We start from the raw sequence: 24,809 nt of genomic DNA, 5'->3' as shown, positions 1-24,809 counted from the left end.
TACCTTGGCCGACGGTCAAATCACTGTTTCAGGCAGCCTGTTAAATGATAAGGGGCAAATCACTGCAAATGGCGAAACCAACCTAAATGTCAAAAATGACCTACGTAACCAAGGTACGGTTACGGTGGGGAGCTTACAGTCAACCGGTAATCAACTGGACAACAGCAACGGTAAAATTGAAGCTACTCGTTTACAGAGTAATACCCATTTGTTTGCCAACCATTCTGGTGAAATCAATATTCGAGAACGTGCTCATATTCAAAGTCAAATATTGGATAACATCCAGGGAAAATTGATTGCCGGTGATATGATCAACATTGATACTGGAACAGGCAATAATCAAGACGGGAAGATTGAGAGTACGACGGCCATCAATATTAACAGCCAAGAAAGTTGGCATAATCATGCCGGTACGATTGCCGCAAATCAAGCCATCATTTTGAATAGTAATGGATTAAACAATCAGTACGGCAGCATTGTTTCAAATAAAGATTATGTATTATTAAATGCGGGCCATAATGCATTAGATAATCAACATGGCGTAATTCAAGCTGCTAAAAATATTACTTCTCAGTCTATCGGCGTACAAAATCAATACGGTACGATCCATGGGCAAAATACAGTCATTAATGCGGGTAGTAAGAATATTGCCAATCTGGATGGCAAGTTATTGAGCCAAGAAAACTTATTGATTACTGGTGGTGCACTTGATAATACACGTGGACATATTGTTGCCAATAGGGATATGGTTTTGGATACACAAAACCAAAAATTGAACAACACCACAGGTAAAATGGCATCTGGTCAAAACCTGCTTTTACAAAGTGGTACCTTGGTTAATCAAAATGGCAGCGTAATTGTAGCCCAAAAAGCGGATATCAATACCGCCGGGCAAGATATAGACAACAGCAATACACAAAAAAATGGCGGTATTCATGCTGAGTATTTACATATTCAAAGTGGTAATCTAAATAATCAGGCTGGTGCCATCAGCAGCCGTAAAACCAATATTTATGCTCAAAATACAATCAATGACAAGGGGCAAATCAGTGCTACGGAGCAGCTTGATTTATCTATGCAAGATATACAAAATCAGGCAGGTTCTATTCAATCAAACAAAATACTGAATTTAAATGCGGGAAAGCTGGATAACCATGCGGGTACCATTCGGGCTGAAACTGCCGATTTAAAAACCAAGGATTTGATCAATACAGCCAATAAAAATTTGAAAGATGCTGGCATTCAAGCGGCAACACTCAGTATTAACACGGGCACACTGGACAATAGCGAAGGGCAAATCATCAGCAATCACCATTTGCCTTTGACCGTACGACAAGCATTGATTAATACTCAAGGGCTAATCGCCTCCGGTGGTGGGTTAGACATTGGTTCCGATGCAAGCATGCTGCCCACGATTAACAATGATAGCGGTCAATTACACGCTGCGGGCAACATGAGTTTGTCTGGTAAAACGTTGAACAACAACGGTGCTATATTAAGCAACGGTTCTGTAACCGCAAAAATACAGCATCAACTGCAAAACAGTGGTCTCATCTCTGCACAAACGGCCGTACAAATTCAATCACCCAATGTATTAAATAATGGCCGTATTAATACGGCTGGCAAATTGGTTGCAAAAGCAGACAACTGGATCAATAACCAAGGCCGAGTAGAAGCAGATGCTATTGTGTTGGACAGCACACAACTGGACAATCGCAATGGTACTTTACAACAAAATGGCCAAGGTAACTTAACAATACATATTGGCAACGGTTTAAATAACCGCCAAGGTATATTGGGTGCAGCACAAACCGGATCGGCTTTGACAACCAACAATGGTTCAATAAGCAATAATACAAATGGTGCCAGCACGGCTCCTGCCACAACAGCGCCAAATGTAAAGACATACCCTGCTGAAGCAGCAACTCCTTCCAGTATCACTTATGCCAGTGCTGCGCCGATAAATGGGCATATCAAGGTGGGAAAAGAACTGGATAACCAGCAAGGTCGCATTACCGCCAATGGTCTAACTGATTTGTACGGCAAAGGGGATGTGGATAACGCTGAAGGCACGCTGACTTTAGGGCAATTAAAATGGTTGGATGCCAACCTTTTTGACAACCATTCAGGCAAAATTCAAACCCAAGAAAGCCAAGTGAGTGCCCAAGATGTCAACAATACACAAGGTGTATGGATGGCACAGCAACAATTGGCTATTCAGACCGTAAATACCTTGACCAACACCGGTGGTAAACTAATTGGCGGTAATGATATTACGCTTGCAGCAATCGATTTAAACAACCAAAACGGACAAATCGCCACCACCAAATCGTTGCAAGCAAATATTAAAGGCAACCTTGATAATCAACAAGGCAATATCAGTGCCAATCAGTCTTTAACATTGACGGCTTTAAATTTGAACAACACAGCTGGTGAACTCGGTTCAGCCAACAGCAGTGTATCCATCTATACTGCCGATAAAATACAAAATCAACATGGTATTGTCTCGGCAGCACAGCAATTGAAGATTAAAGGGCAATCACTTCTCAATCAAAGCGGAACATTATCTGGCCGTGATGTAAACGTTGATATTACCAAACAGGCTTTAGATAATACCCACGGTAAAATCCTGTCGGCCACAAACTTGGTTTTGAATACCGTTGGGTTGGATAATCAATCCGGCAATATACATGCCAATGACTTATTGGCAATAAACACTCATAAACAGAGATTGAATAACCGTTACGGCAACATCAGTACTACCGGAACGCTTGATATTAATGGTGGCGAGCTCAACAATGAAAAAGGTTTGATACAAGGCAACAATGCACTCACCATTAACACGCATAAGCAAACATTAAATAATCAAAGCACTAAAGATAAAGGTTTACTGACGCAAGGGAAATTAGATATCCAAACTGGTGTACTGCATAACCAAGACGGCAGTATCTTAAGTGGACAATCAGCGCGTATAGCTGGAGCCACGCTCAACAACCAGTCTGGCCAACTGCAAGCAGCGGAAACGTTAATATTGCAGATATCAGGTGATGTACTCAATCAATCCGGCACTATTCTGGCGGGTAAAACATTATCGGTACATGCCGCCAATATAAAAAATCGACAAACTGATGTTACTGGGCATGGCTTGCAAGGAGAGCAGGTTCAGATTTCTGCAAATAATATTGATAACCAACAAGGGCGTATTGCTGCCAATAAAAATACTGTATTGATGCTGACTGGCGAATTGAATAACCAGCAAGGCAAAATTACGGCTGTTGATACATTGGCTATTACCGGTACAGCCACGGGTGAATCGGCCGCTGCCGTGAATAACCAAGCAGGTGAATTAACTGCCGGTATGCAATTAAACTTGTATACAGATAAATTAATCAATACTGCCGGCAATATCAAATCCTTAGGGCATTTGGAGAGCCTCGTTGGCAGCGACTACACTGAACAAGGCACCATTGCAGCAGAAGGCAACACCAATATTCAAATTACCGGCACGTTAAATAACGAAGGACATTTACAAGCCGGACAAAAACTCAGTATTTCAGCTCAAAATCTGAACAATGCCAGCCAAGGTAAAATTAATGCCACCGATACCCAAATTAAAATTACACAACAATTAAACAATCGTGGCTTGATTGATGGCAACAGCACTTATCTACAAGCACAAACAATCCATAATTTGGGTGAAAAGGCCAAAATTTATGGCGACCTTTTGGCCATATCCGCCAATACGGTAATTAATGATACCGAAAACGGCAAAGCGGGCACCATTGCCGCACGCCAACGTTTGGATATGGGGGTTACAACACTCACTAACCGTGAGCAGGCATTGATATTCAGCGGTGGTGATTTGGCCATTGGCGGCAGCTTGGATCATCAAAATCATGCTACCGGCAAAGCCGACAACATTAATAACAACAGCGCCACCATTGAGTCGCTGGGCAATATGTATTTGGCCACCCGTGAATTGCACAATACCAATGAACACTTTAAGACTGAGTTGGTTGAAAAGCAAAGAGAGCGTCATGTCGAATATGAAGCCAATGGCCGCAATGAACGCTTGACAGACGGCACCCAAGCTGAGCTTGGCTGGGGTGTATTTAATGATGAGATCGATAAGTTACGCACACCTGATGGTCATGTGCATGAAGATTGGCACCGCTACGATTATTGGCGTACCACCAAGCAAACCGAAGTAACAGAAACCGCGCCGGCTAAAATCATTGCGGGTGGCGGATTAAAGATTGATGCCCATGAGTTATGGAATACAGATAGCCAGATTATTGCCGGTGGCAAGTTAACCGTTAATATTGAAAAAGACAAACTACATAATCAGGAAATACTGGGCACCAAAATTGTTCAGGATTTGGGCTGTGCAATGGAAAAACCCGATGGTAGTGGTTGTTATACCATTAGAGAAGCAAGGGCAGCCGGTTTAAATGTAGATAAAGGCCGCTGGAGTAGTGGCTCAACACCGGGTTTGCATTGGCACTGGCGTGATCGGCAAAAAGGTCGCGACAATACCGGTCACAAACGTGATAATTACGCCCCGGCACCCGAAATCAGCAATAGCTTGTCACTGGGTTCATTTGCCTACGAGGAATACACGGCAGTCAACTCAGAAACCCAAGTAGACAAACGCCAAGGGTTGCGTATTACCGCTGATGTAGTGGCAGATATCGCCACCGTAGCACCAGAGAAAGCCGTCGCCGCAAAAATCAATACAGGAAAAACTACACAATTAGAAGTCAATACCACCGATACTGAAAAAACCACAGCAACAACCCAAGCCGAGCAATACCAAGCCAATACACAAGGCACCACCAGCACACAACAAGCACAACAAAATGATGCTGTAAACGGCAGCGATGTTGTGGTGCGCACCGGCACGCCCAATACCCGTTTGCCAGGCAGCAGCCTGTTTGCACTGAATGCTGAATCCGGCACATACCTGATTGAGTCAGATCCGCAGTTTACCCAATACCGTCAATGGCTCGGCAGCAATTACATGTTGAATGCCCTGAAGCTGGATCCCAATAATATGCACAAACGGCTGGGCGATGGCTATTACGAGCAGAGGCTGCTTAACGAGCAAATTGCCCAGCTTACCGGCCGCCGCTATCTGGATGGCTACAGCAACGATGAAGCGCAATTTAAAGCCTTAATGGACAGCGGAATCAGTGCTGCCCGCACCATGCACCTCACCCCGGGCGTAGCGCTGACAGCGGAACAAGTAGCACGTCTAACCAGCGATATTGTGTGGTTGGTGGAGCAAAACGTAACGTTGCCAGATGGCAGTGTACGCCAAGCTTTGGTACCACAGGTATATGTGCGCGTACAAGCCGGTGATATTCATGGCAACGGCGCCTTGTTGTCAGGCAGCATTACCGAATTAAATGTGGCAGGTACACTGAATAACAGCGGTACCGTTGCTGGCCGCGAGGCCTTGCGCATTGGTGCCGATACTGTCGACAACATCAATGGCCGCATCAGCAGCAATAAGCTAATCGTAGATGCCAAGCAAGACATCAATAATACCGGAGGCATGATTGATGCAGCCAACAGCTTGCTATTGCAGGCCGGACGGGACATCAACCATACCAGCACCACACACAGCAGTGAAAATAGCCAAGGCAGCGTAACCAACCTGAACCGAATCGCCGGTGTATACATAACCGGCCCGGAAAATGGCGCTTTGGTTTTGGCGGCAGGACGTGATGTTCGGTTAACGGCCGCAGCCATAGGCAATATGTCAGCAGATGGCCAAACCACTATTCAAGCCAACCGTGATTTAAAGCTGGACACCGTTAGCACCGCCCGTCATCAAGAAAACCATCTGGATGCCAATAATCACATTATTCGAGCCAATAGTGCTGATGTGGGCAGCAATATTCAAACCAGAGGCCAATTAACCATGCTGGCCGGAAACAATATTGAGGCCGCATCAGCCAATGTTGGCAGCCAAAATACCTTAAAAGTAGCGGCGGGTAATGATATTTTGATTGGCGCAGGTCAACAGTCATTATTGATAGACGATGCCTCCAAGCATACTGGCCGCACTGGTGGCGGGCGTAAACAAGTGAACATCAGCAACATCCGTATTACAGAAAATACCGCACAAGGCAGCAGTTTTAATGCCAATGATGTGCAAATGGCAGCTGGCAACAATCTACACATCACGGGCAGCAATGTGCTGGCGCAACAAAGCAACCGCATCAGCGCCGGCAATAATATCACCATTGAGGCAGCTGGCAACCAACACAGCCAGCACCGTTATGATGAAGAAAAACGCTCCGGTCTCACCGGCAGCCTAAAAGACGGCGTGGCCAGTGTAGGCTACAGCAAATCCAGCCACAGCCTGCAGCAAGACAGCAGCGGCCAAAGCCTCACTTTAAGCCAAGTGGGCAGTATCAACGGCGACACCACCATCGTGTCCGCCAACCGGCTCACCGCCACCGCCGCCCGCTTGGGCGCCGGCCAAGATCTCACCCTGCAAGGCAAAGAAGTGAATCTGGATGCTGGCTACATCAGCGGTGGCAGCCAGACTGAGCAACAGAGCAAGCAGAGCGGTCTAAGCATAGGCATCACTTACGATCCATTCACTGCCGCCAAAACCGCCTACGACAAATCCATGGCTGGCAATCAAAATAGCGGTAGCGTCATCGGTAAAACTTTTTCACACGGCATTGCTGTCGGCAAGGCCGGCATGGCTGCAACAACACCCATCGTCGTTGCCGGCGGCCGCAGCAGAAGCAGCAGCGAGCAAAACAGCAGCCACAGCCAAGCCGTGGTGAGTGAATTGGCCGCAGGTGGAAATCTTAATATTATCGCGACGGAAGGTAAAATCCGCAGCCAAGGCGCACAAATAAGCGCCGAAGGCGATGCTTTACTAAGTGCCCGTGACAACATCACCCTAGAGTTCGCCCGCGATAGCCAAAGCCAAAGCGCCCAAAGCCGCCGCAGCGGCTTTGCCATTGACAACCGCGATCACATCATGCCCGTTGGCACATTTAAAGACAGCGGCAGCGGTCAAGGTGCACTCGACAAAACCACCGGCAGCCTGCTCTCCGTCGGCGGTGCCGCAGTTCTGCAAAGCAGTCAGGGCGACATCAACGTATTGGGCAGTACCATCGTTTCCCAAAACGACCTGACACTCAATGCCAAGCGCAACATTAATATTTTCGCTACCCAAGACAGCCGACACATAAGCGAAACCCAGGTTTCCAGCGGCATCGGTTCGGTGCAAATATCCGACACCGAATACTTCAGTGGTTGGATGAAAAACACCAAAAACAGCCACAGTAACCAAGTGGAGCAAGTCAAAAGCCAAATCGGCAGCTTAAGCGGCGACGTGCGCATTCAGGCCGGCGGCAACTACACCCAACAAGTGGCCGACATCAACGCCGGGCAAAACATCAGCATCGATGCCCAACGCATCGATATTCTGGCCGACCACAACCGCGGCAACAGTCACCAATCCGAGCGCGATATCAAAATCGGTACCTTTGCCAAAGTAAGCTCGCCGCTGATTGATTTGGTCAACGCTACCGAGGGCGTGGTCAAGAGCAAAGCCGATGACCGTACCCGCGCCCTGCAGGGCATGGCTGCGGGTGCTCAAGGCTATCAGCTTTACGGTGCAGCCGGCAAAGTAGCCGATGCCGCCGCCCACAATGCGCAAGTGGCAGCAGCAGCCTTGCAAAACGGAGTAGCTGTTGACCCCAAAGATTTGCAACAGGGAGCGGTATTGGCCAAAGCCGAAATCGGAGTTGGCTTTAAAACCAGCAAAAGCCAACAAGACAGCCGCTATGCCCAAAGCCAGAGCAATGCACTGAACGCCGGCGGCAACATCAGCCTCACCAGCCGCGAAGGCGACATCCGCGCCCAGCACAGCCAAATCAAAGCCGGCGACACCATCGCACTGAATTCGGCCAAAGACATCATCCTCGAATCCGGTCAAAGCCAACAACAGGCCGACGGTAAAAACAGCAACGCCGGCCTGTCGGTGGGCATGGGCGTATCCGTGGGCGCGCAAACCGGCGTCTACGTTTACGGCGAAGCCGGCTGGGGCAGCGGCAAGAACCAGCTTGACGCCAACACCCACAGCAACACCACCCTGCAGTCCAACAAACTCGTTCTCAACAGCAAAGGCGACACCACCCTTAAAGGTGCCAGCGCCAGCGCCAACCGTATCGATGCCGACATCGGCGGCAAACTGCATATCGAAAGCCTGCAAGACCAAGTAGACCAAAGCAGCAGCCAAACCGGCGCCGGCGTGCGCGTACAAGTATCCTTCGGCACCGCCTGGGAAGCGAGTGGCAACTTCAGCAGCGACAAAACTTCAGGCAGCCTCAGCGCCGTAAACCAACAAAGCGGCCTGTTTGCCGGTGACGGCGGCTACCACATCAACGCCGACAGCGTCCACCTCAAAGGCGGCGCCATCGCCTCTACCGCGGCCAAAGAGCACAACCAACTCACCACCAAGCAACTGAGCTTCGAAGACATCCGCAACCACAGCAATTACAGCGCCAGCAGCGTCGCACTGGCCGGCAGCTACGGCAGCAACAGCCCGGGGCAAAACACCGACAACGCCGCCTTCCAAGACACCAAACTGGGCAAAGCCTTTGCCAACAGCGCCGGTGACGGCGGCTTTAACTACAGCCCCAGCCTACCGCAGCAAACCAGCGGCAACGACAGCAGCACCACCCGTGCCACCCTCAGCGCCGGCAACCTCACCATCGGCGGCAAAGCAACCACAGTAGAAGCACTGGGCATCCACAGCGACCCGGCCAGCGCCCACCGCCAACTGGCCGAGCTGCCCGACCTACAGGCCGTGCTGGCGCAACAAAAAACCGTGGCTCAGGCCACCGCCACCATTGCCGGGGCGGCACGTACCTTTAGCAGCGACCGGGTTAAAGCGGCCGAGCGGGCAAAAGCCGAAGCACAAACCCAGCTGCAGGCAGCCGAAAAAAGCAACGATCTCAGCCAAATCGAAACGGCCAAACAGCAATACCAGCAAGCCGAACAAGCCGCCAAAGACTGGGGCATCGGCGGCGGCAACAGCCGTGCCTTAAGCGCCGTGACCACCGCCATCACCGGCGCACTGGGCGGCCAAAACGGGCTTCAGGTAGCCTCCAATACCTTGGCGCCGTATGCCGCGGCCACCATCGGCAACACCTTCGGCCACAACGGCAGCGACCCCAACCAAGCCGCCCAACTGCTTAGCCACGCCATCCTCGGTGCGACTCTGGCCTATGTAAACGGCGGCAACGCCAGCAGCGGTGCCGTTGCCGCAGTGGGCAGCGAAGCCGCCGCCATCTACCTCACCCAAACCCTGTATAAAGACCAAGCCACCGATGAAAACGGCGTATTTGATCCGAACAGGCTGCCTGAAAAGGACAAAGAACATATCCGCAACCTCACTGCCGCGATTGGCGCGGTGGCGGGTGGCATTGCTGGTGACAGCGGTATTAATGCGCAGATTGCCGGGGTGGTGGGGCAGAATGCGGTCGAGAATAACTACTATCTCACCCCCAATGCATTGAAAAAATCACCTGAGCAGGTGCGCAAAGATTATGCGGTTTTAAAAGACAGTGTCAAAAATGAATGCAGCCCGGGCGGAAGAGTAACGGAGTGCCGTCAGGGTGTTGAACGCATTATTACGTTTGCCAAAGATGCGCGATTTACTCAGAATTATGGCGACTTGCAACAAGAATCCATGCGCTATCTGTCGGACAATCCGCAATTGGTTGCAGACTATCTGATTGCCCAATCTAACAAGCTTAACCGGGAAGACAATAGCCCTCTTAACCGCTATGTTATTCCTGGCGCTGAAGTTGTGGGCGGCGTTACCGGTATGGTAGTTTCGGTTAAAGGCGGTGCGGCTGCTTGTGCCGGTTCATTTGGTTTCGGCTGCGCAGCAGCGGCGGTAGGCGTTTATACATCAGCAGATCATGTGATTACAGGGGGCAGTAATTTTGGCAAGAAAGCCAGCGAACAAAATCCCACCATTACCGTACAGGGCTTAAAACAACTGGGATTGTCGGAGCAGGCTGCAAACTATGTACAGTTTGCTATTGATACCGTTAGTGTGGGTAAGGCGGGGATATCGGTGCCTGCGAAAGTGGTTAAGCCTAATTATGCTTCTGGTAGTGCAAAGAATATGGGAAAAACTTTTTCCCAAGCGACAAGTGGTGATGTAATCAACATTAATCCAGCAGACTTGCGCTGGACTCAAAGAACGGCAGGAGGAAATGGTCGTGCTGATGTTTTGAGAGAGAGTATCAAATCACAAGGCTATGCAGGCGATCCAATTGATATAGTCAAAACCGTTGATGGTGCAGTTACCTTGGATCATACGAGAGCGGCAATTGCCTTGGAACAAGGAATTAAAAATATTCCAGCTCGCGTTCATTTGCCATCAGATCCGTTACCGCCAGAAATGATTAAGAATAAACGTTTCGGTAATTCGAAAACTTGGGGAGAAGCGGCTTCTTACAGAGCTGGGAAGCAAAATCCTGCATTGCCATCAACTGGAACAAAGATACCGCCTAAACTTCCAAGCTCCAAACAATAAGGAATATATATAATGCTTAAAAATTATCTTTCAATTATACCAAAAGGTTATGAATGGTTTATTGACAAAAAGCTAGTTGGTTTTGATGCTTTTACTCAACTTCAACCTTGGTATTTTGTTTCATCTGAAGAAATATTTTGGGCAACAGAATCATGGCCTGACATTGTAAATGAAAAGTTGCTTGTCTTTGCCCGTCGCCAAGACAATGATGATCTTGCCTGTTTTTCAGTCAAAGATGATAAGGTTGTTGGTATATTTTTAATTCAGGGTTGGATTAATAATGGTTTTGAAGTGATTAAAAAATTTGAGGACTTCTGGGAATGGGCAAAATTTGTAATTGATGATATAGCGGAATGGTCATCCTTGGAATCAGAATAATTCTGTAAAGAAAATGTTTGAGTTTTGTATTTTGATACAAATATTATCATTTGCTTTATAAAAAACCATAAAAATCCTTTACGCTTCCCCTATTAGAAATGTAGAGGGTTTATTCCATAAATAAAGTAGCTTCTCCACAAACCAAATCAAGAGACAGTATATATCATTGCTTACTAATTATTCAAACTTGCCAAGTTATCTCTGAATATATCTAAATGGCACTTGCTTAGTAAGCCAAACACCATTCTCAGCCTGAAAAAACTTCAAGCCCTGCTGGTGCATTCGTAGAGCTTCTATTTTAAGCACCACGGGCTTGCCATAACGCTGACCAACAGCCGTAGCTACTTCCATATCTTCAGAAAGGTGGACATACTGGCGCGATCCGGGTTTTAATCCCTCACGCAAAATCGAATCTAAAAACCGTGTAGCTGTGCCATGATACAGAAACTCAGGTGGGATTTTCTCTGCATGCGCGATTGCTACCGTATTGGTTGAATGGCCTTGTACCGCCCGAATACGTAAACCATCTTCAGAAATAGCGAAACGCTTCTTATCGCTATTGATTACAATTTCACGGATAAGCGTGTCATTTAAATTCTGCCCCGCTTGTTTGGCTTGGACAATTAATTCACTGATTACGGCCCATCCTTCACGATCCAAGAGCAAACCAATGGCCTGCGGCTCATGACGAAGCACGTAGCTTAAAAATTTACTAATTTCGGATGATTTTTTATTCATGTCTGTAGAATACCATTTATTGATAGAAATATGAAAGCCGTCATGGCCGCCAACACCCCGGTGGTGATCCGAGCCGGTGCCAGTAGCGAGCGTAACGTCAAAGACAGCAGCCGCAGCGAAGCCGTCACCACCGCCGCCGTGGCCGGGCGCCACCTCAACATCATCGCCACCGCGGGCGACATCAACAGCCAAGGCGCCCAGCTTAGCGCCGAAGGCAACGCCCTTTTGCACGCCAAAAACAACATCAACCTCGGCTTTGCCACCGACAGCCACAGCCAAACGGCCGATGGCCGCCGCAGCGGCTTTGCCATCGACAACCGCGACCACCTCAGCCCCGCCGGTGTGTACCACGACAAAAACCAAGGCGAAGGCGCACTGGACAAAGCCACCGGCACCCTGCTGTCCGTAGGCGGCCAATCCACCCTGCAAACCGACAGCGGCGACATCAACATCCTTGGCAGCACCGTTGTTGCCGGCGGCGACAACCTCATCAATGCCGCCCGCCACGTCAACATCCGCGCCACCCAAAACAGCCGCAGTCAGAGCGAGCAGAGCCACAACCAAGGCATCGGCTCCGCCCAAATCTCCGACACCGAGCGTTTCGACGGCTATATGAGCCACAAGAGCCACAACAGCGGCAACCAAGTCGAGCAAATCAAAAGCCAAATCGGCAGCTTAAGCGGCGACGTGCGCATTCAGGCCGGCGGCAACTACACCCAACAAGTGGCCGACATCCATGCCGGGCAAAACATCAGCATCGATGCCCAACGCATCGACATTCTGGCCGACCACAACCGCGGTGCCAGCCACCAGTCTGAAAAAGACCTTAAAGTCGGCCAGTTCAGCAAAATCTCCTCGCCGCTGATTGACCTGGTCAACGCCCTCGACGGCGCCGTCAACAACAAAGCCGACGGCCGCACCCAAGCCCTGCAAGGCATGGCCGCTGCCGCCCAAGGCTACCAAGTCTACAGCGCCGTGGCCAACGGCGGCGCCCTCTTTAAAGCCGAAACCGGCACCGGCTTTAAAACCAGCAAAAGCCAACAAGACAGCCGCTATGCCCAAAGCCAGAGCAATGCACTGAACGCCGGCGGCAACATCAGCCTCACCAGCCGCGAAGGCGACATCCGCGCCCAGCACAGCCAAATCAAAGCCGGCGACACCATCGCACTGAATTCGGCCAAAGACATCATCCTCGAATCCGGTCAAAGCCAACAACAGGCCGACGGTAAAAACAGCAACGCCGGCCTGTCGGTGGGCATGGGCGTATCCGTGGGCGCGCAAACCGGCGTCTACGTTTACGGCGAAGCCGGCTGGGGCAGCGGCAAGAACCAGCTTGACGCCAACACCCACAGCAACACCACCCTGCAGTCCAACAAACTCGTTCTCAACAGCAAAGGCGACACCACCCTTAAAGGTGCCAGCGCCAGCGCCAACCGTATCGATGCCGACATCGGCGGCAAACTGCATATCGAAAGCCTGCAAGACCAAGTAGACCAAAGCAGCAGCCAAACCGGCGCCGGCGTGCGCGTACAAGTATCCTTCGGCACCGCCTGGGAAGCGAGTGGCAACTTCAGCAGCGACAAAACTTCAGGCAGCCTCAGCGCCGTAAACCAACAAAGCGGCCTGTTTGCCGGTGACGGCGGCTACCACATCAACGCCGACAGCGTCCACCTCAAAGGCGGCGCCATCGCCTCTACCGCGGCCAAAGAGCACAACCAACTCACCACCAAGCAACTGAGCTTCGAAGACATCCGCAACCACAGCAATTACAGCGCCAGCAGCGTCGCACTGGCCGGCAGCTACGGCAGCAACAGCCCGGGGCAAAACGCCGACAACGCCGCCTTCCAAGACACCAAACTGGGCCAAGCCTTTGCCAACAACGCCGGCGACGGCGGCTTTAACTACAGCCCCAGCCTACCGCAGCAAACCGGCGGCAACGACAGCAGCACCACCCGTGCCACCCTCAGCGCCGGCAACCTCACCATCGGCGGCAAAGCCACCACAGTAGAAGCACTGGGCATCCACAGCGACCCGGCCAGCGCCCACCGCCAACTGGCCGAGCTGCCCGACTTGCAGGCCGTGCTGACGCAACAAAAAACCGTGGCTCAAGCTACCGCCACCATTGCCACAGCGGCACGCACCTTTAGCAGCGACCGGGTTAAAGCGGCGGCCAAAGAAAAGGCACAAGCCGAAGCGGATTACACCAACCGCCTGAAAACGCAAAACGATGGCAGCTATGAACGCTTTATGGCCAAAGACACAAACGGGCAACATACCGAAATGCTGCGGAATGATACCGTTTATGCACAAGCAGATAACCAAGCCAAAGACTGGGGCATCGGCGGCAGTAACAGCCGTGCCTTAAATGCCGCCACCACCCTGATTACCGGCACCCTCGGCGGGCAGACCAATCTTCAGGTAGCCGCCAATACACTGGCACCTTATGCGGCAGCCAGTATCGGCAGCACCGTAGGCCATGGTGAGAATAAAAACGAAACGGCACAAGCCGTAGGGCACTTTATCCTTGGCGCTACCTTGGCCTATGTGAATGGTGCCGACCCGCTGGCCGGCGGCAGCGCCACCCTAGCGGCAGAAAAAACCGCCCAATACCTGACCCAGCAATACAACGACGGCAAAACCGCGATTGACCCCAATACCGGCGAATTCAACCCCAATCTGCTGCCTGAACCCATCAAAGCCGAGATTCGCTCCGTTACCGGTGCGATTGCATCGGTGGTGGGTGCAACGGGTGATGGCGGTGCGGCGTTTAATGCGCAAGTGGCGGGGGTAATTGGGCAGAATGCGGTGGAGAATAATGATTTTCTACAAGCTATATCGCCTGCTTCAGCGAAAATGTTGTCGCGAACACCTGAGCATGCAAGAGCCATGGAATTGGCAGGAGGATTAAGGAAGATAACCGTAGTTGGCGTTGGTGTAGCCGCATCACCCTATGCGGTAGCCACATTAGGCCCTGCAGCCATTCCGGTTGGCGATGCGGCTTTGTCAACAGGCGTTCCCGGTATGATGTTACAAGCAGCAACGACACAAGCAGGTAGAGTTGCCATTAAAAATGCTGCAATCAATGGCAGTATTTCAGCAGCCAGCCAAGCAATTCAGAATGATGGAAAAGTAAACCTAGGCGCTGTAGCTATTGATTCCGTAACCGGTGGTATTGCATCCAAATACAATTTGGGCGGGCAAGTGCTAATCAATACCGCGGGTAGTGCAACTTCATCATTTATACAGGGACAAAATCCGGTAAATGATATTCCCGGTACTGTTGCGGGCACTGTAATTGGCTATCATGCTGGCAAACCCATTACTAAATATTTTAATGAACGGCTTAATACTTTTATTACGCGCCCTAGAGACGTGTATGTGCCATTTAATCCTATTTTACAAGATAGATATTCTAATATTCCTGTCACCTCAGGGACTATTGGAGGGGGTATATTAGGAGAAGCAGGTAAAGGATTTATCAACCACACTATACAAAATAAGGAAGGAAAATAATGAAAAGAATTTTATATATATTTATTTTATATACTATTACATCATATTTTATATCCTTTATTTCCTTAGGAATACTTGTATTTCTGTTTGGGCCTGTTATTGATTTTTTTATGGGGTCTAATATATCAATTCCAAAATATTGGAATTCAGTTAATGAAAGTGGAGTAATAAAATTATTAATTATTTTACCAATAGTTGGAAGTGTTGTAGCTACATTTTTTGATTCTTTTGAGTAGCTTTTATGTATCATTAACTATCAATAATCGCGTTAAAAACGAATAATTATGAATATTTTTTAAGGGGGGATGGGAATATTTGAAAATTCTATGTGGAGTTGTTTATCATACAAATAGTGTAGAGCTTGCAACACATTATAGTAAAATATTTGGTGGTGTCCTGAAAAGTATGCTGCTGAAAAAAGCAAGAGCAGGCAAAGTAAAGAGTCATGGTTTAGACAAATGGATACGTATATAAACACAGGTTTTTTCTGCACCATTTATGTAAATAATGATTCTATATTTTGCCTAAAATATAGGCAGCATACTTTTCAGGACACCACCAATATTTGATGATTGCATTGAAAACGATAAAATTATTTATAAAACTTTAAACGGCCTTTCTTTGTTGCATATAGAAGAATTTTTTATTGATTTACAACAAATAATTAAAATTTATTTTGAGTACGATATATCGATATCTTTTAGCGGAGAAGGTGAGTTTTATGTTGGCAAGAAATAATTTATTGCTGCAAATAATATGGTTGATAGTTTAAAGCAGACTGGAAAATTACCACCTAATTTTATAACCAAAGCGGAAGCAGAAGCTTTGGGCTGGAAATCTGGAAACCATGTCCCCAATGGTAAAACTATTGGCGGTGAGCCTTATAGTAATAGAGAAAAACTACTGCCATCTGCACCAAATCGAACGTGGTATGAGGCTGATATCAATTATCAAGAAACTAGAACTAGAGGCAACGAGAGATTATTTTACTCAAATGATGGATTGTTGTATTTTACGCGCGAGCACAGCAAAACCGTTGTACCAATAGGAAAATGGAAATGAAAAAAAGTATTAATGATTTATATTTAAATGGGAAAAGCATACAAACAAAAGCTGATTTCCATAAAAAAATTGGTGATTTATTAAATGCTAAAAATTTCATTGATGGTTATGGATACAATCTTGATGCTCTATGGGATATATTAAGTAGTGGTGCTGGATTGAACTGTGTATTGCATTGGGAACATTCAGAAATATCTAAGCAAAACTTGGGAGAAGAGCATTTTTATGCAATAGTTGATATTTTAAAAATGGCGGAAAACGTTACTTGGACAGAGGATTATGTCCCATTCAAGTTATGTTTAGAATAAGCAGAGAAAAACTACTGCCATCTGCACCAAATCGAAGGTGGTATGAGGCTGATATCAATTATCAAGGAACTAAAACTAGGGGTAAGGAGAGATTGTATTATTCTAATGGTGGCATGCTTTATTTTAGCAGAGATCATAAAACTATATTACCAATGGGGAAATGGAAATGATAAAACAACAGCATTTTTATATTGATGGAAGAGATATAAAAGAAAAAATTGATTTTTATATACAACTAGATAAGATATTGCATTTTGAAAATTATGTTGAAGGTTCGGCAGGCGTGCCAGTATTAGATGTCTTATGGGATGTCATGACTTGTGGTGCTGGATTGAACTGTATATTGCATTGGACAAACTCGGAGATATCTAAACAGAATTTAGGTGAAGAATATTTCAATTTAATTATTGAAACCTTAAGAGATGCTGAAAACTATCCATGGCACCAGTGGCCACAATATGCAGAAGATTCACCATTTAAGTTATGTTTAGAATAAGCAATAAAACTGTTATGACAAATCAACTTAAACACCTAGAGACTGCACTAGGAGGAAAACTTGAACAGAATAATGCTCGTATAATTCCTGGTGTCTTTAAAAAAGATGGGGCAGAAGTAATTTATTTTTCTGTACCTCCCAAAGGAAATCATCGTAAACAATTTCGTAGTATTACAAACTACACGAATCCTCCATTTGCAAAATTTGGAGGAGTTAATGAAAGTGGCTGTTGCATTGTGCTACCAGATGGAACTTCATTTCATTCATTAACTTATCATGGTGACTTAGTGGGTTGGAAAAAAGATATTGAAGAAGGTGCTAAATCACAAGGGTCTTTGTTAGCCCAAATAGATGGTAGATATTTACATTTATTTGATGGCAGGACTATTGAATTAAATACATGTACAATTAATTTTGACTAAAAATTTCTGAGATTCACTTTATTGAATACTCAATCACAGCAATACCAACAAGCGGCCAAAGCGGGCTTCAGGTAGCCTCCAATACCTTGGCACCGTATGCCGCGGCCACCATCGGCAACACCTTCGGCCACAACGGCAGCGACCCCAATCAAACCGCCCAACTGCTCAGCCATGCCATCCTCGGCGCTACTCTGGCCTATGTGAACGGCGGCAACGCCAGCAGCGGTGCCGTTGCCGCAGTGGGCAGCGAAGCCGCCGCCATCTACCTCACCCAAACCCTGCCAAAAACAATTAAAGTTGAGTAATATACCGCAACTTAATACTCAAATTTGTCGTCAAAATCTCTTTTCTATTTTCAACTATTTTTCAAAATTTCTTGAAGCTTCTGCCCCAAGATATCCCATGCAGCTTTCTTTTCTTCTACATATTCAAATTTTAAATAATGCCTTCTGACTTTAGAACCTTGCAATACATGATTCTGGCAACGGTCGATAATATTCATATCTACGTGCAGAGCCTGCATCATGGTAGCACCGGTGCGTCTTAAATCATGAGGTGTCCAAGCTTCATTACCCACCACCAACGTATTGTCATTTCTTCGGCCATCCAGTGTTTTGGATCTGTCTTTAAATTTAATCTGCCGATCACCAATAGCTTTACTGATAACATTAGTGCCGATGTGTACATCAGAGCGTGAAGAGGGGAAACACCATAATGACTTCCCTGTCAGTGTGCATAATTGTAAAAAATGCTGTAGCACAAAATCGGATAAATGAACATAGTGATCTTGTTTTTTACCGCGTGTACTTTTAACATTTTCTTTAGGAATAAACCATATCCTATTGGCAAAATCAATATGCTCCCAGCGAGCCAAAGACAATTCTCCAATACGGCTTAATGTCCCTAAGCAGATCCAAATGGCACATTGATAGATAGGATTAAACGGCTTTAAAGCCGAGCGTTTATTATCCGCTTGCTGAAATGCGGCAGTTTCATGCTGAAATATTTTATTTAATTTGAATAGTTCATCTTCGCTCAATACTCTATCACGCTCATCGGTATAATTATCCGAAATCAATATATTTTCATTTGCCAATGCAGCAGGATTACCATCAATCAACAAAGCACGCCAAGGCTGGCGTTGCTCGGCCCAATTGAATAACTGGCGGATATCTGCAGCCAGCGCAATAACACTGCGTTCTCGAGGCTTGGTTTCTGTACCGCGTTTCAAAATAGTACGGTAGATATCCATAAGGTGCTTGGCTGTTAAATCCTTCACCGGTATTTTGCCAATCAGGGGAATTACATCTTTAGTAAATACTCTCATTAAAGCAGTATTCCCATCTTTACGGGAAACACCTTCTGCCAGCCAATGCTCGTATAGTTCTTTGAAATCCTTATTGGCGGTGGCCTCAGCCCGCTGAGTCGCAATAATCTTTTTCTGCTCATCAGCAGCTTCAATTTTCTCAACTTGCTTTTGTAAACGCGGATCCAGCCCTTCTCCTAACCAAGCTTGAGCCTGGTCTCTTTGTTTACGAATAGCAGCAATACTTTCTTTTGGATAAGTACCACAAGCAAACCAAGAAGCTTTTCCTTGCCATCGAAAGCTATATTTAAAGCGAATTGAAACTTGTCCATTTAAAGCAACCCGAACTTCACCGAACAAGCCTGCACTGTCGCTTAGGGTGTCACCTTTCCAATCGGCAGAGATAGATTTGAGTTCAATATTGGTCCAACGTGTTCCTTTGCCGGATTTTGGGTATCGAGTAGTCATAATTCTGCGGGGTAGACAATGGGGTAGACAAATTATAAGCTTTCATCGTATCTCTTTGTATGCCCTTGGAGTGAAAATATATAGGTTAAATATTAAATATTTGATTTTAAATTATTTAAATATCCAATCTTATCCGATGAAGTTCAATTGTTATTTAAGATAAAAGCATGGGGTGCAAGGGGTCGAAGGTTCGAATCCTTTCACTCCGACCAAAAATTTAAAAAAAGACAGCCTGTTTGGCTGTCTTTTTTCTTTTCAGGCAGCCTTTATGCCTGCTCGCCCAACAATTGCTCACGGGTGAGCAAAAACACAAAGCCGTCGCCGCCGCTGGTTTGCAGCCAGGTAAACGCCAGCTCGGGGAAGGCAGCTTGCAGCACATCGCGGTTGTGGCCGATTTCCACCAACAGCACGCCCTTGGGGTTGAGGTATTTGGCTGCGGTTTGGATGATTTGGCGGGTGGCATCCAAGCCGTCTTCACCGCTGCCCAAAGCCAGCTCAGGCTCATGCAGGTATTCTTCCGGCAAATCGGCCACCGACTCGGCATCCACATAGGGCGGGTTGGATACAATCAGGTCGTAGCGCTCCTCCAGCCCTTCAAATAAATCGGTGTGTATCAGGCTGATGCGCTCGCCCAAATCGTAGGCTTCCACATTGATGGCGGCCACTTCCAGCGCGTCCAAGCTTAAATCCACTGCGTCGATATGGGCAGCAAGGTAGTGATGTGCCATTTGAATTGCCAAGGTGGCGCTGCCGGTGCATAAATCCAGCGCACGATGCACCAGCTCGTCGTATTCAATCCACGGGCGCAACGGCTCACCCAGCAGCTCGTAGATAAACGAACGCGGCACAATCACCCGCTCATCCACATAAAATTCAAAATCGCCCTGCCAAGCTTGATTGGTGAGATAAGCCACCGGCACGCGCTCATGCACGCGCCGCTCAATTAAGGCCAACAGCTCGGTTTTTTCTTGCGGCAGCAATTTAGCATCCAAAAACGGCGCCAATTCCTCTAGCGGCAAATGCAGGGTGTGCAAAATCAAATAAGCGGCTTCGTCGTAGGCATTGTCGCTGCCGTGGCCGAAAAACAATTCGGCTTCGTTAAAACGGCTCACGGCAAAACGCAAAACATCACGCACGGTGCTTAAATGGGTGGCAGCTTGGGCAAACATGGTGGGTTCCTAAAAATGAGGCAGTTAAATTAAAAGCTTTTAATAATAGAACTGAAGTGACGCAGTTGTGTATCAAGGCTGCCTGAAAAATATGTCGCATCGGCTGCATTTAATTCAGTTATCCACTGGTTTTTAAAAGCAATTCGGCTTAGCAACATCAAAGCGATGCTTTGAACTGGGCACCTGCCTACGCAGGTGCGACGGAGGCTGTAGCACAAGGGTTTCAGGCAGCCTTTACCAATAAGTGGGTATCTTCAAGTTAATAATAGAAATTGTACATTCGCATACAGCACAACCTTGTTACCGCTTATTTCGTTCAGGCTGCCTGAAGCATTCGGGCAGTTGTCGGATTCAAGAATCCGACCCCATATGGATTGCCCAATCCAGTTTGGCCATAACGGTTTTTACTTTTCAGGCAGCCTTTAAAAATCAATACGCAATTTCCGTTAATAACGCGGCAACAGCCGGGCATCGTGCGGGTTCGCCCAAAAAGGACGTAATAAACGGCGGTATTGCGGTATGTGTGGCTGATAAGGCGTGTGCGCAGGTTGGCAGGCCAGAAAATAATGCGCCAGCACATCGGCCTGCTGTTCCATATTCAGGCAGCCTAAATGCGCTATTTGCACCGGTGGCGGATAGCGGTAGCCACGGCGGCGTAGGTAAGCGCCGCGCAAACCCAGCAACAAGCCGCCCCACCACAGCGGAAAACCCTGCTGGTGCTGCCACACATGCGTGAGCTCGTGAATCAGCCACGCTTGCTGGCCTAAGCTGCCGGCGGCAAAATCGGCACAACAATGGGCGGGCGGGAAATAAATGCCGTTGCCCGGCGCCACCGCCATATTGGGGGAGCGCAGCCACCACGCCCCGGCGTAAATGCGCACGGCGGCATAATCAATGCCGTGTTGGAATACCGTTTGCGCCAGCGCGATTTCAGCCGCACTTAAACCGCGCACCGCCTTCATTTGTGCCGCCGCCGCAGGGTTTGCCAACGCCACAGCCACGACACCAGCACATAGCCGATGGCCGCCAAGCTGCCGCCCAACACCGGCACGCCCAGCAGCAGCGGTTTGCCAAATTGGCCAAACCAATGCGCCAGCTGCTGCCAATAGTCGGCACTGCCCCACGCCGGAAACACCAGCTCGGCACTGGGGGCGCTGGCGTAGAGCAGCCAGTGGCCGATGCTGTAGGCCAGATAATACAGCGGCAGATAGGTAAACGGATTGGTATACAGGGTGGTGAACATGGCCAGCGGCAGATTGGTGCGCACCACATAGCCCAACAACAATGCCGCCAACATTTGCGTGGGCCCGGGCATCAGCCCGCAAAACAAGCCCACCGCCACTGCCGAGGCGGCTTGGCGGCGGTTGAGGTGCCAGAAATAGGGTTTGTCGAACCACGGCGCCAGCGGGCGCGCCCAGCGCGAGGCGAAAATCTGCTGCTGGGTGGGCAGGTTTTGACGAATGCGTTGCAACAGGCGGTTAAACACGTTCAGGCAGCCTTAGGCTTGCCTGCCGCAGCAGGCTTTGTATTTTTTGCCGCTGCCGCAGGGGCAAGGTTCGTTGCGGCCGGTTTTGCCGCCTTCGTGGCGGATGGTGGCCGGTTTGTGCAGCCGCACTTGCCAGTATTGGTAAATCGCCAATAAGGCGTGCGGCAAATCGCTTTGCAGGCTGGTGCGCTCTTTGCCGCTAATCTCAAACAGCGCTTCTTGTTCTTCGGTGGCGTCGTACACGCCGCCCAAGGCCATCACCGGGTAAAACAGGTCTTCAAACGCTTCGTCGTCTACGCTGGCAAACCAATCGGTGGGCGCCACATCCAGCGCGTACAGATAGGCATTGCACCAGGTATAGAAATCGGTGTCGCCGTCTTCGTCTTCATACAGCACCAATTCGGGCAGCTGCTTTTGGCGCAGGCTGTCGCTTAAAGCCGCCGCCCAAGCACTCACCAGTGCGGCCACTTGGGCGCGTTCGCTTTCATCAAACAAGGCTTCGTCGGCCAAAATTTCCGGCAGCCACGCGGCCATGTCCACCGGATCGGGGCCGCTCACCAGCGCCAACACAAAGCCCTGCACCTCATCTAAGCGCATGGTATTACCTTCGGCGGCGTGCTGGTTGAGCAAATCGGCCAATTGCTGTTGTTGGGCTGCGGTAAATGTACTCATGCGGTAAATCCTTTGCGGTGGCGGTGGATAAAGGGGTGGTTTAGGCTGCCTGAAAACGGAAGATGGCCAATCATCGCTCATCTTGCGGCGTACGTGCCCGGCGGCGCAATAAAATCAGCACTGCGCCGTCGTTGTTTTTGTGCGGCTCGGCATAGGCCAGCACTTGCGGGTGCGCCATCAGCCAGCGGCGTACGGTGGTTTTGAGCACCGGGGCGAAGTCTTTGGAGCCCAAGCCGCTGCCATGCACCACTTCGCCGCACACGCCGCGCTGCTGCACATAGTCCACAAATTCATTCAGCAATTGCTGCGCTTCTTCCTGGCGGTAGCCGTGCAAATCAACATAACCCACCACCGGCCAGTGTCGCGCTTGCAGGCGGCGGATGTCGTGCTCGCCTTGGCCGTTTTTGCTGAAGTTGGCCGGCACCGCATCTTCTGCGCCTGCGCCCACATAAAAATAATCTTCGGCGGCCAAGCTTTCTTCGCTTTGGCGGCGCGGTTTGATGGGGCGGGTGTCACGCGGGTGTTGGTATTGGTTGCGGTTTTTCAGCGGTGTTACCTCGCCCACGGCGGCGGCAAAGGCGATTTCGTCGCGCTGCGTTGCGCGTTGTTGTGCACGTTGGCTTTCGGCGGCGGCTTCGGCGGCTTGCCGCTTGGCTTTGGCGCTTTGGCTCAGTTGTTTGAGTTGTTGCTGGATATTGGCTTTCATGGCGGGCACGGCAAAATCACAATAATCAGGCCGTATCATAACAGAGTGCCGATTTGATTTACATTAAGCCACGGTGAAATTTGGCTTCAGGCAGCCTTAATCTGGGTTATGCTGGCGGCCGTTTTTACCGTTTATTGCAAGGTGGTTTTATGTCTGCATCCGGCACACAAGCGCAAGCCCTATTCCCACACCACACCGACAGCGATGTTTTGCACCGCGACGTGGTGATTATCGGCGCCGGGCCCGCCGGTTTGAGTTTTGCCCGCGCCGTGGCCGCCAGCGGCTTGCGCATCACGGTGGTAGAAAAAAGCCCCGCCACCGTGCTGGCCGACCCGCCTTACGATGGCCGCGAAATCGCGCTCACGCACAAATCCAAAGAAATCATGCAGGCGCTGGATATGTGGCAGCGGGTAGACGAGCACGAAATCTACAAACTCAAAGACGCCAAAGTAGTGAACGGACGCTCCGGCTATCAGCTGCATTTTCCGCAGCCCAAGAGCGCGCGCGGCAAACCCACCGACACCTTGGGCTATTTGATTTCCAACCACAACATCCGCCGCGCTGCCTATGCGGCGGTGCAAACCTGCACCAATATCGAGCTATTGTGCGGCGTGGGCGTGAAAGACGTGCACACCGATAAAGAAGCCGCCACGGTAAACTTGGAAGACGGCCGCCGCCTGCACGCCAAGCTGCTGGTGGCCGCCGACAGCCGTTTTTCGCAAACCCGCCGCCAATTGGGCATTGCCGCCGATATGCACGATTTTGGCCGCACCGTGATTGTGTTCCGCATGCGCCACAGCGTGTCCAACCAACACAGCGCTTTTGAATGTTTCCACTACGGGCGCACATTGGCGCTGCTGCCGCTGGAAGAAAACCTCACCAACTGCGTGGTCACCATCGACAGCCACCGCGCCGACAGCCTGCTTAAGCTCAGCCCCGAAGCCTTGGCCGCCGACATCGAACAGCAGCTGCAAGGCCGCCTAGGCAGCATGACCTTGGCCAGCACCCTGCACACCTATCCGCTGGTGGGCGTGCACGCCAATGCCTTTCACGCCCAACGCAGCGCCTTGGTGGGCGATGCCGCCGTGGGCATGCACCCGGTAACCGCCCACGGCTTCAATCTTGGCTTGGAAAGCGCCGATATTCTGGCGCGTTTGGTAAACCAAGCCGCGCAAAAAGGGCAAGACATTGCTTCAGGCAGCCTCTTGGCGCAATATCAGCGCGAACACATGCGCAACACCCGCCCGCTGTATCACGGCACCAATTTAATGGTGCGCCTGTTTACCAACGAAGCGCCACCGGCCAAAGTATTGCGCTCATTAATTTTGCGCGTGAGCAATAACTTGCCGCCGATTAAGCACTTAATCAGCCGCCAATTAACCGGTTAACAGGTTTCAGGCAGCCAAAGATAAACGCCGCTGGAATGAATTCCGGCGGCGTTTTTCATGCGCGTTGCCAATACCCACACTGAATCTATCAACAAAATCCATGTACGCCGCA

18 protein-coding genes are annotated in these 24,809 nt (G+C 49.3%); 11 read left to right on the top strand and 7 right to left on the bottom strand.

The window, feature by feature from the left end:
• Nucleotides 1-4 precede the first annotated feature (4 nt).
• Entirely contained in the window at nt 5-10,585 is a 10,581-nt protein-coding gene (locus JQU52_RS08725) for a hemagglutinin repeat-containing protein (RefSeq protein WP_230338125.1), read from the top strand.
• A gap of 12 nt (nt 10,586-10,597) precedes the next feature.
• Nucleotides 10,598-10,963: a hypothetical protein gene (locus JQU52_RS08720; RefSeq protein ID WP_230338124.1), complete on the top strand. Its 366-nt coding sequence runs from the start codon at nt 10,598-10,600 to the stop codon at nt 10,961-10,963.
• Between the two features lie 195 nt (nt 10,964-11,158).
• On the opposite strand, the gene JQU52_RS08715 is transcribed toward JQU52_RS08720, so the two are convergent.
• Nucleotides 11,159-11,701 (bottom strand): RNA 2'-phosphotransferase, encoded by a 543-nt coding sequence (locus JQU52_RS08715; RefSeq protein WP_230338123.1) that lies wholly within the window; start codon nt 11,699-11,701, stop codon nt 11,159-11,161.
• A 30-nt stretch (nt 11,702-11,731) separates the two neighbouring features.
• Between JQU52_RS08715 and JQU52_RS08710 the strand changes: the two genes are divergently transcribed.
• The 8 genes from JQU52_RS08710 (at nt 11,732) to JQU52_RS08680 (ending at nt 17,807) form a co-directional block, all read left to right on the top strand.
• Nucleotides 11,732-15,214 (top strand): hemagglutinin repeat-containing protein, encoded by a 3,483-nt coding sequence (locus JQU52_RS08710; RefSeq protein ID WP_230338122.1) that lies wholly within the window; start codon nt 11,732-11,734, stop codon nt 15,212-15,214.
• Nucleotides 15,214-15,450, top strand: a complete 237-nt coding sequence (locus JQU52_RS08705; RefSeq protein ID WP_230338121.1) for a hypothetical protein — start codon at nt 15,214-15,216, stop codon at nt 15,448-15,450. The genes JQU52_RS08710 and JQU52_RS08705 overlap by 1 nt, the downstream gene beginning before the upstream one ends.
• 520 nt (nt 15,451-15,970) lie before the next feature.
• Nucleotides 15,971-16,276 (top strand): ribonuclease domain-containing protein, encoded by a 306-nt coding sequence (locus JQU52_RS08700; RefSeq protein WP_230338120.1) that lies wholly within the window; start codon nt 15,971-15,973, stop codon nt 16,274-16,276.
• Nucleotides 16,273-16,584 (top strand): barstar family protein, encoded by a 312-nt coding sequence (locus JQU52_RS08695; RefSeq protein ID WP_230338119.1) that lies wholly within the window; start codon nt 16,273-16,275, stop codon nt 16,582-16,584. The genes JQU52_RS08700 and JQU52_RS08695 overlap by 4 nt, the downstream gene beginning before the upstream one ends.
• Nucleotides 16,572-16,754 carry a ribonuclease domain-containing protein gene (locus JQU52_RS14865; RefSeq protein ID WP_379061903.1) on the top strand — a complete coding sequence of 61 codons (183 nt, stop codon included), beginning with the start codon at nt 16,572-16,574 and terminating at the stop codon, nt 16,752-16,754. The genes JQU52_RS08695 and JQU52_RS14865 overlap by 13 nt, the downstream gene beginning before the upstream one ends.
• Nucleotides 16,751-17,080: a barstar family protein gene (locus JQU52_RS08690; protein ID WP_230338118.1), complete on the top strand. Its 330-nt coding sequence runs from the start codon at nt 16,751-16,753 to the stop codon at nt 17,078-17,080. The genes JQU52_RS14865 and JQU52_RS08690 overlap by 4 nt, the downstream gene beginning before the upstream one ends.
• A gap of 14 nt (nt 17,081-17,094) precedes the next feature.
• Nucleotides 17,095-17,502, top strand: coding sequence for a hypothetical protein (locus tag JQU52_RS08685; RefSeq protein ID WP_230338117.1), 408 nt, complete (start codon nt 17,095-17,097; stop codon nt 17,500-17,502).
• 86 nt (nt 17,503-17,588) lie between these two features.
• Nucleotides 17,589-17,807: a hypothetical protein gene (locus tag JQU52_RS08680; RefSeq protein ID WP_230338116.1), complete on the top strand. Its 219-nt coding sequence runs from the start codon at nt 17,589-17,591 to the stop codon at nt 17,805-17,807.
• A gap of 50 nt (nt 17,808-17,857) precedes the next feature.
• Here the strand turns inward: JQU52_RS08680 and JQU52_RS08675 are convergent, their stop codons facing one another.
• The 6 genes from JQU52_RS08675 to JQU52_RS08650 all read right to left on the bottom strand — a co-directional run bounded on the left by JQU52_RS08675 (nt 17,858) and on the right by JQU52_RS08650 (nt 23,309).
• Nucleotides 17,858-19,276 carry a tyrosine-type recombinase/integrase gene (locus tag JQU52_RS08675; protein WP_230338115.1) on the bottom strand — a complete coding sequence of 473 codons (1,419 nt, stop codon included), beginning with the start codon at nt 19,274-19,276 and terminating at the stop codon, nt 17,858-17,860.
• Nucleotides 19,277-19,542: 266 nt separating this feature from the next.
• Nucleotides 19,543-20,445: a 50S ribosomal protein L3 N(5)-glutamine methyltransferase gene (prmB, locus tag JQU52_RS08670; protein ID WP_230338114.1), complete on the bottom strand. Its 903-nt coding sequence runs from the start codon at nt 20,443-20,445 to the stop codon at nt 19,543-19,545.
• A gap of 446 nt (nt 20,446-20,891) precedes the next feature.
• Nucleotides 20,892-21,434, bottom strand: a complete 543-nt coding sequence (locus JQU52_RS08665) for a DUF4157 domain-containing protein (protein WP_230338113.1) — start codon at nt 21,432-21,434, stop codon at nt 20,892-20,894.
• Nucleotides 21,404-21,931, bottom strand: coding sequence for a DUF2062 domain-containing protein (locus tag JQU52_RS08660; protein ID WP_230338112.1), 528 nt, complete (start codon nt 21,929-21,931; stop codon nt 21,404-21,406). The genes JQU52_RS08665 and JQU52_RS08660 overlap by 31 nt, the downstream gene beginning before the upstream one ends.
• Before the next feature lie 12 nt (nt 21,932-21,943).
• Nucleotides 21,944-22,603: a YecA family protein gene (locus tag JQU52_RS08655; RefSeq protein ID WP_230338111.1), complete on the bottom strand. Its 660-nt coding sequence runs from the start codon at nt 22,601-22,603 to the stop codon at nt 21,944-21,946.
• A gap of 70 nt (nt 22,604-22,673) precedes the next feature.
• Nucleotides 22,674-23,309 carry a Smr/MutS family protein gene (locus tag JQU52_RS08650; RefSeq protein WP_230340555.1) on the bottom strand — a complete coding sequence of 212 codons (636 nt, stop codon included), beginning with the start codon at nt 23,307-23,309 and terminating at the stop codon, nt 22,674-22,676.
• A gap of 149 nt (nt 23,310-23,458) precedes the next feature.
• Here JQU52_RS08650 and ubiM point away from each other — a divergent pair, with 149 nt between their 5' ends.
• Nucleotides 23,459-24,697, top strand: coding sequence for a 5-demethoxyubiquinol-8 5-hydroxylase UbiM (gene ubiM / locus JQU52_RS08645; RefSeq protein ID WP_230338110.1), 1,239 nt, complete (start codon nt 23,459-23,461; stop codon nt 24,695-24,697).
• The last annotated feature ends 112 nt before the right edge of the window (nt 24,698-24,809 follow it).

The sequence above is a fragment of the Paralysiella testudinis genome (assembly GCF_016894345.1).
Classification (GTDB): Bacteria; Pseudomonadota; Gammaproteobacteria; order Burkholderiales; family Neisseriaceae; genus Paralysiella; species Paralysiella testudinis.
This window is presented reverse-complemented; position numbering and strand designations above follow the sequence as displayed.

Bases quoted from the DNA above. Each gene is read 5' to 3' on its own strand.
- JQU52_RS08695 (WP_230338119.1), top strand. From the start codon at position 16,273: ATGAAAAAAAGTATTAATGATTTATATTTAAATGGGAAAAGCATACAA.
- JQU52_RS08720 (WP_230338124.1), top strand. From the start codon at position 10,598: ATGCTTAAAAATTATCTTTCAATTATACCAAAAGGTTATGAATGGTTT.
- JQU52_RS08675 (WP_230338115.1), bottom strand. From the start codon at position 19,276: ATGACTACTCGATACCCAAAATCCGGCAAAGGAACACGTTGGACCAAT.
- ubiM (WP_230338110.1), top strand. From the start codon at position 23,459: ATGTCTGCATCCGGCACACAAGCGCAAGCCCTATTCCCACACCACACC.
- JQU52_RS08715 (WP_230338123.1), bottom strand. From the start codon at position 11,701: ATGAATAAAAAATCATCCGAAATTAGTAAATTTTTAAGCTACGTGCTT.
- JQU52_RS08690 (WP_230338118.1), top strand. From the start codon at position 16,751: ATGATAAAACAACAGCATTTTTATATTGATGGAAGAGATATAAAAGAA.
- JQU52_RS08710 (WP_230338122.1), top strand. From the start codon at position 11,732: ATGAAAGCCGTCATGGCCGCCAACACCCCGGTGGTGATCCGAGCCGGT.
- JQU52_RS08650 (WP_230340555.1), bottom strand. From the start codon at position 23,309: ATGAAAGCCAATATCCAGCAACAACTCAAACAACTGAGCCAAAGCGCC.
- prmB (WP_230338114.1), bottom strand. From the start codon at position 20,445: ATGTTTGCCCAAGCTGCCACCCATTTAAGCACCGTGCGTGATGTTTTG.
- JQU52_RS08700 (WP_230338120.1), top strand. From the start codon at position 15,971: ATGGTTGATAGTTTAAAGCAGACTGGAAAATTACCACCTAATTTTATA.
- JQU52_RS08685 (WP_230338117.1), top strand. From the start codon at position 17,095: ATGACAAATCAACTTAAACACCTAGAGACTGCACTAGGAGGAAAACTT.
- JQU52_RS08655 (WP_230338111.1), bottom strand. From the start codon at position 22,603: ATGAGTACATTTACCGCAGCCCAACAACAGCAATTGGCCGATTTGCTC.
- JQU52_RS14865 (WP_379061903.1), top strand. From the start codon at position 16,572: ATGTTTAGAATAAGCAGAGAAAAACTACTGCCATCTGCACCAAATCGA.
- JQU52_RS08705 (WP_230338121.1), top strand. From the start codon at position 15,214: ATGAAAAGAATTTTATATATATTTATTTTATATACTATTACATCATAT.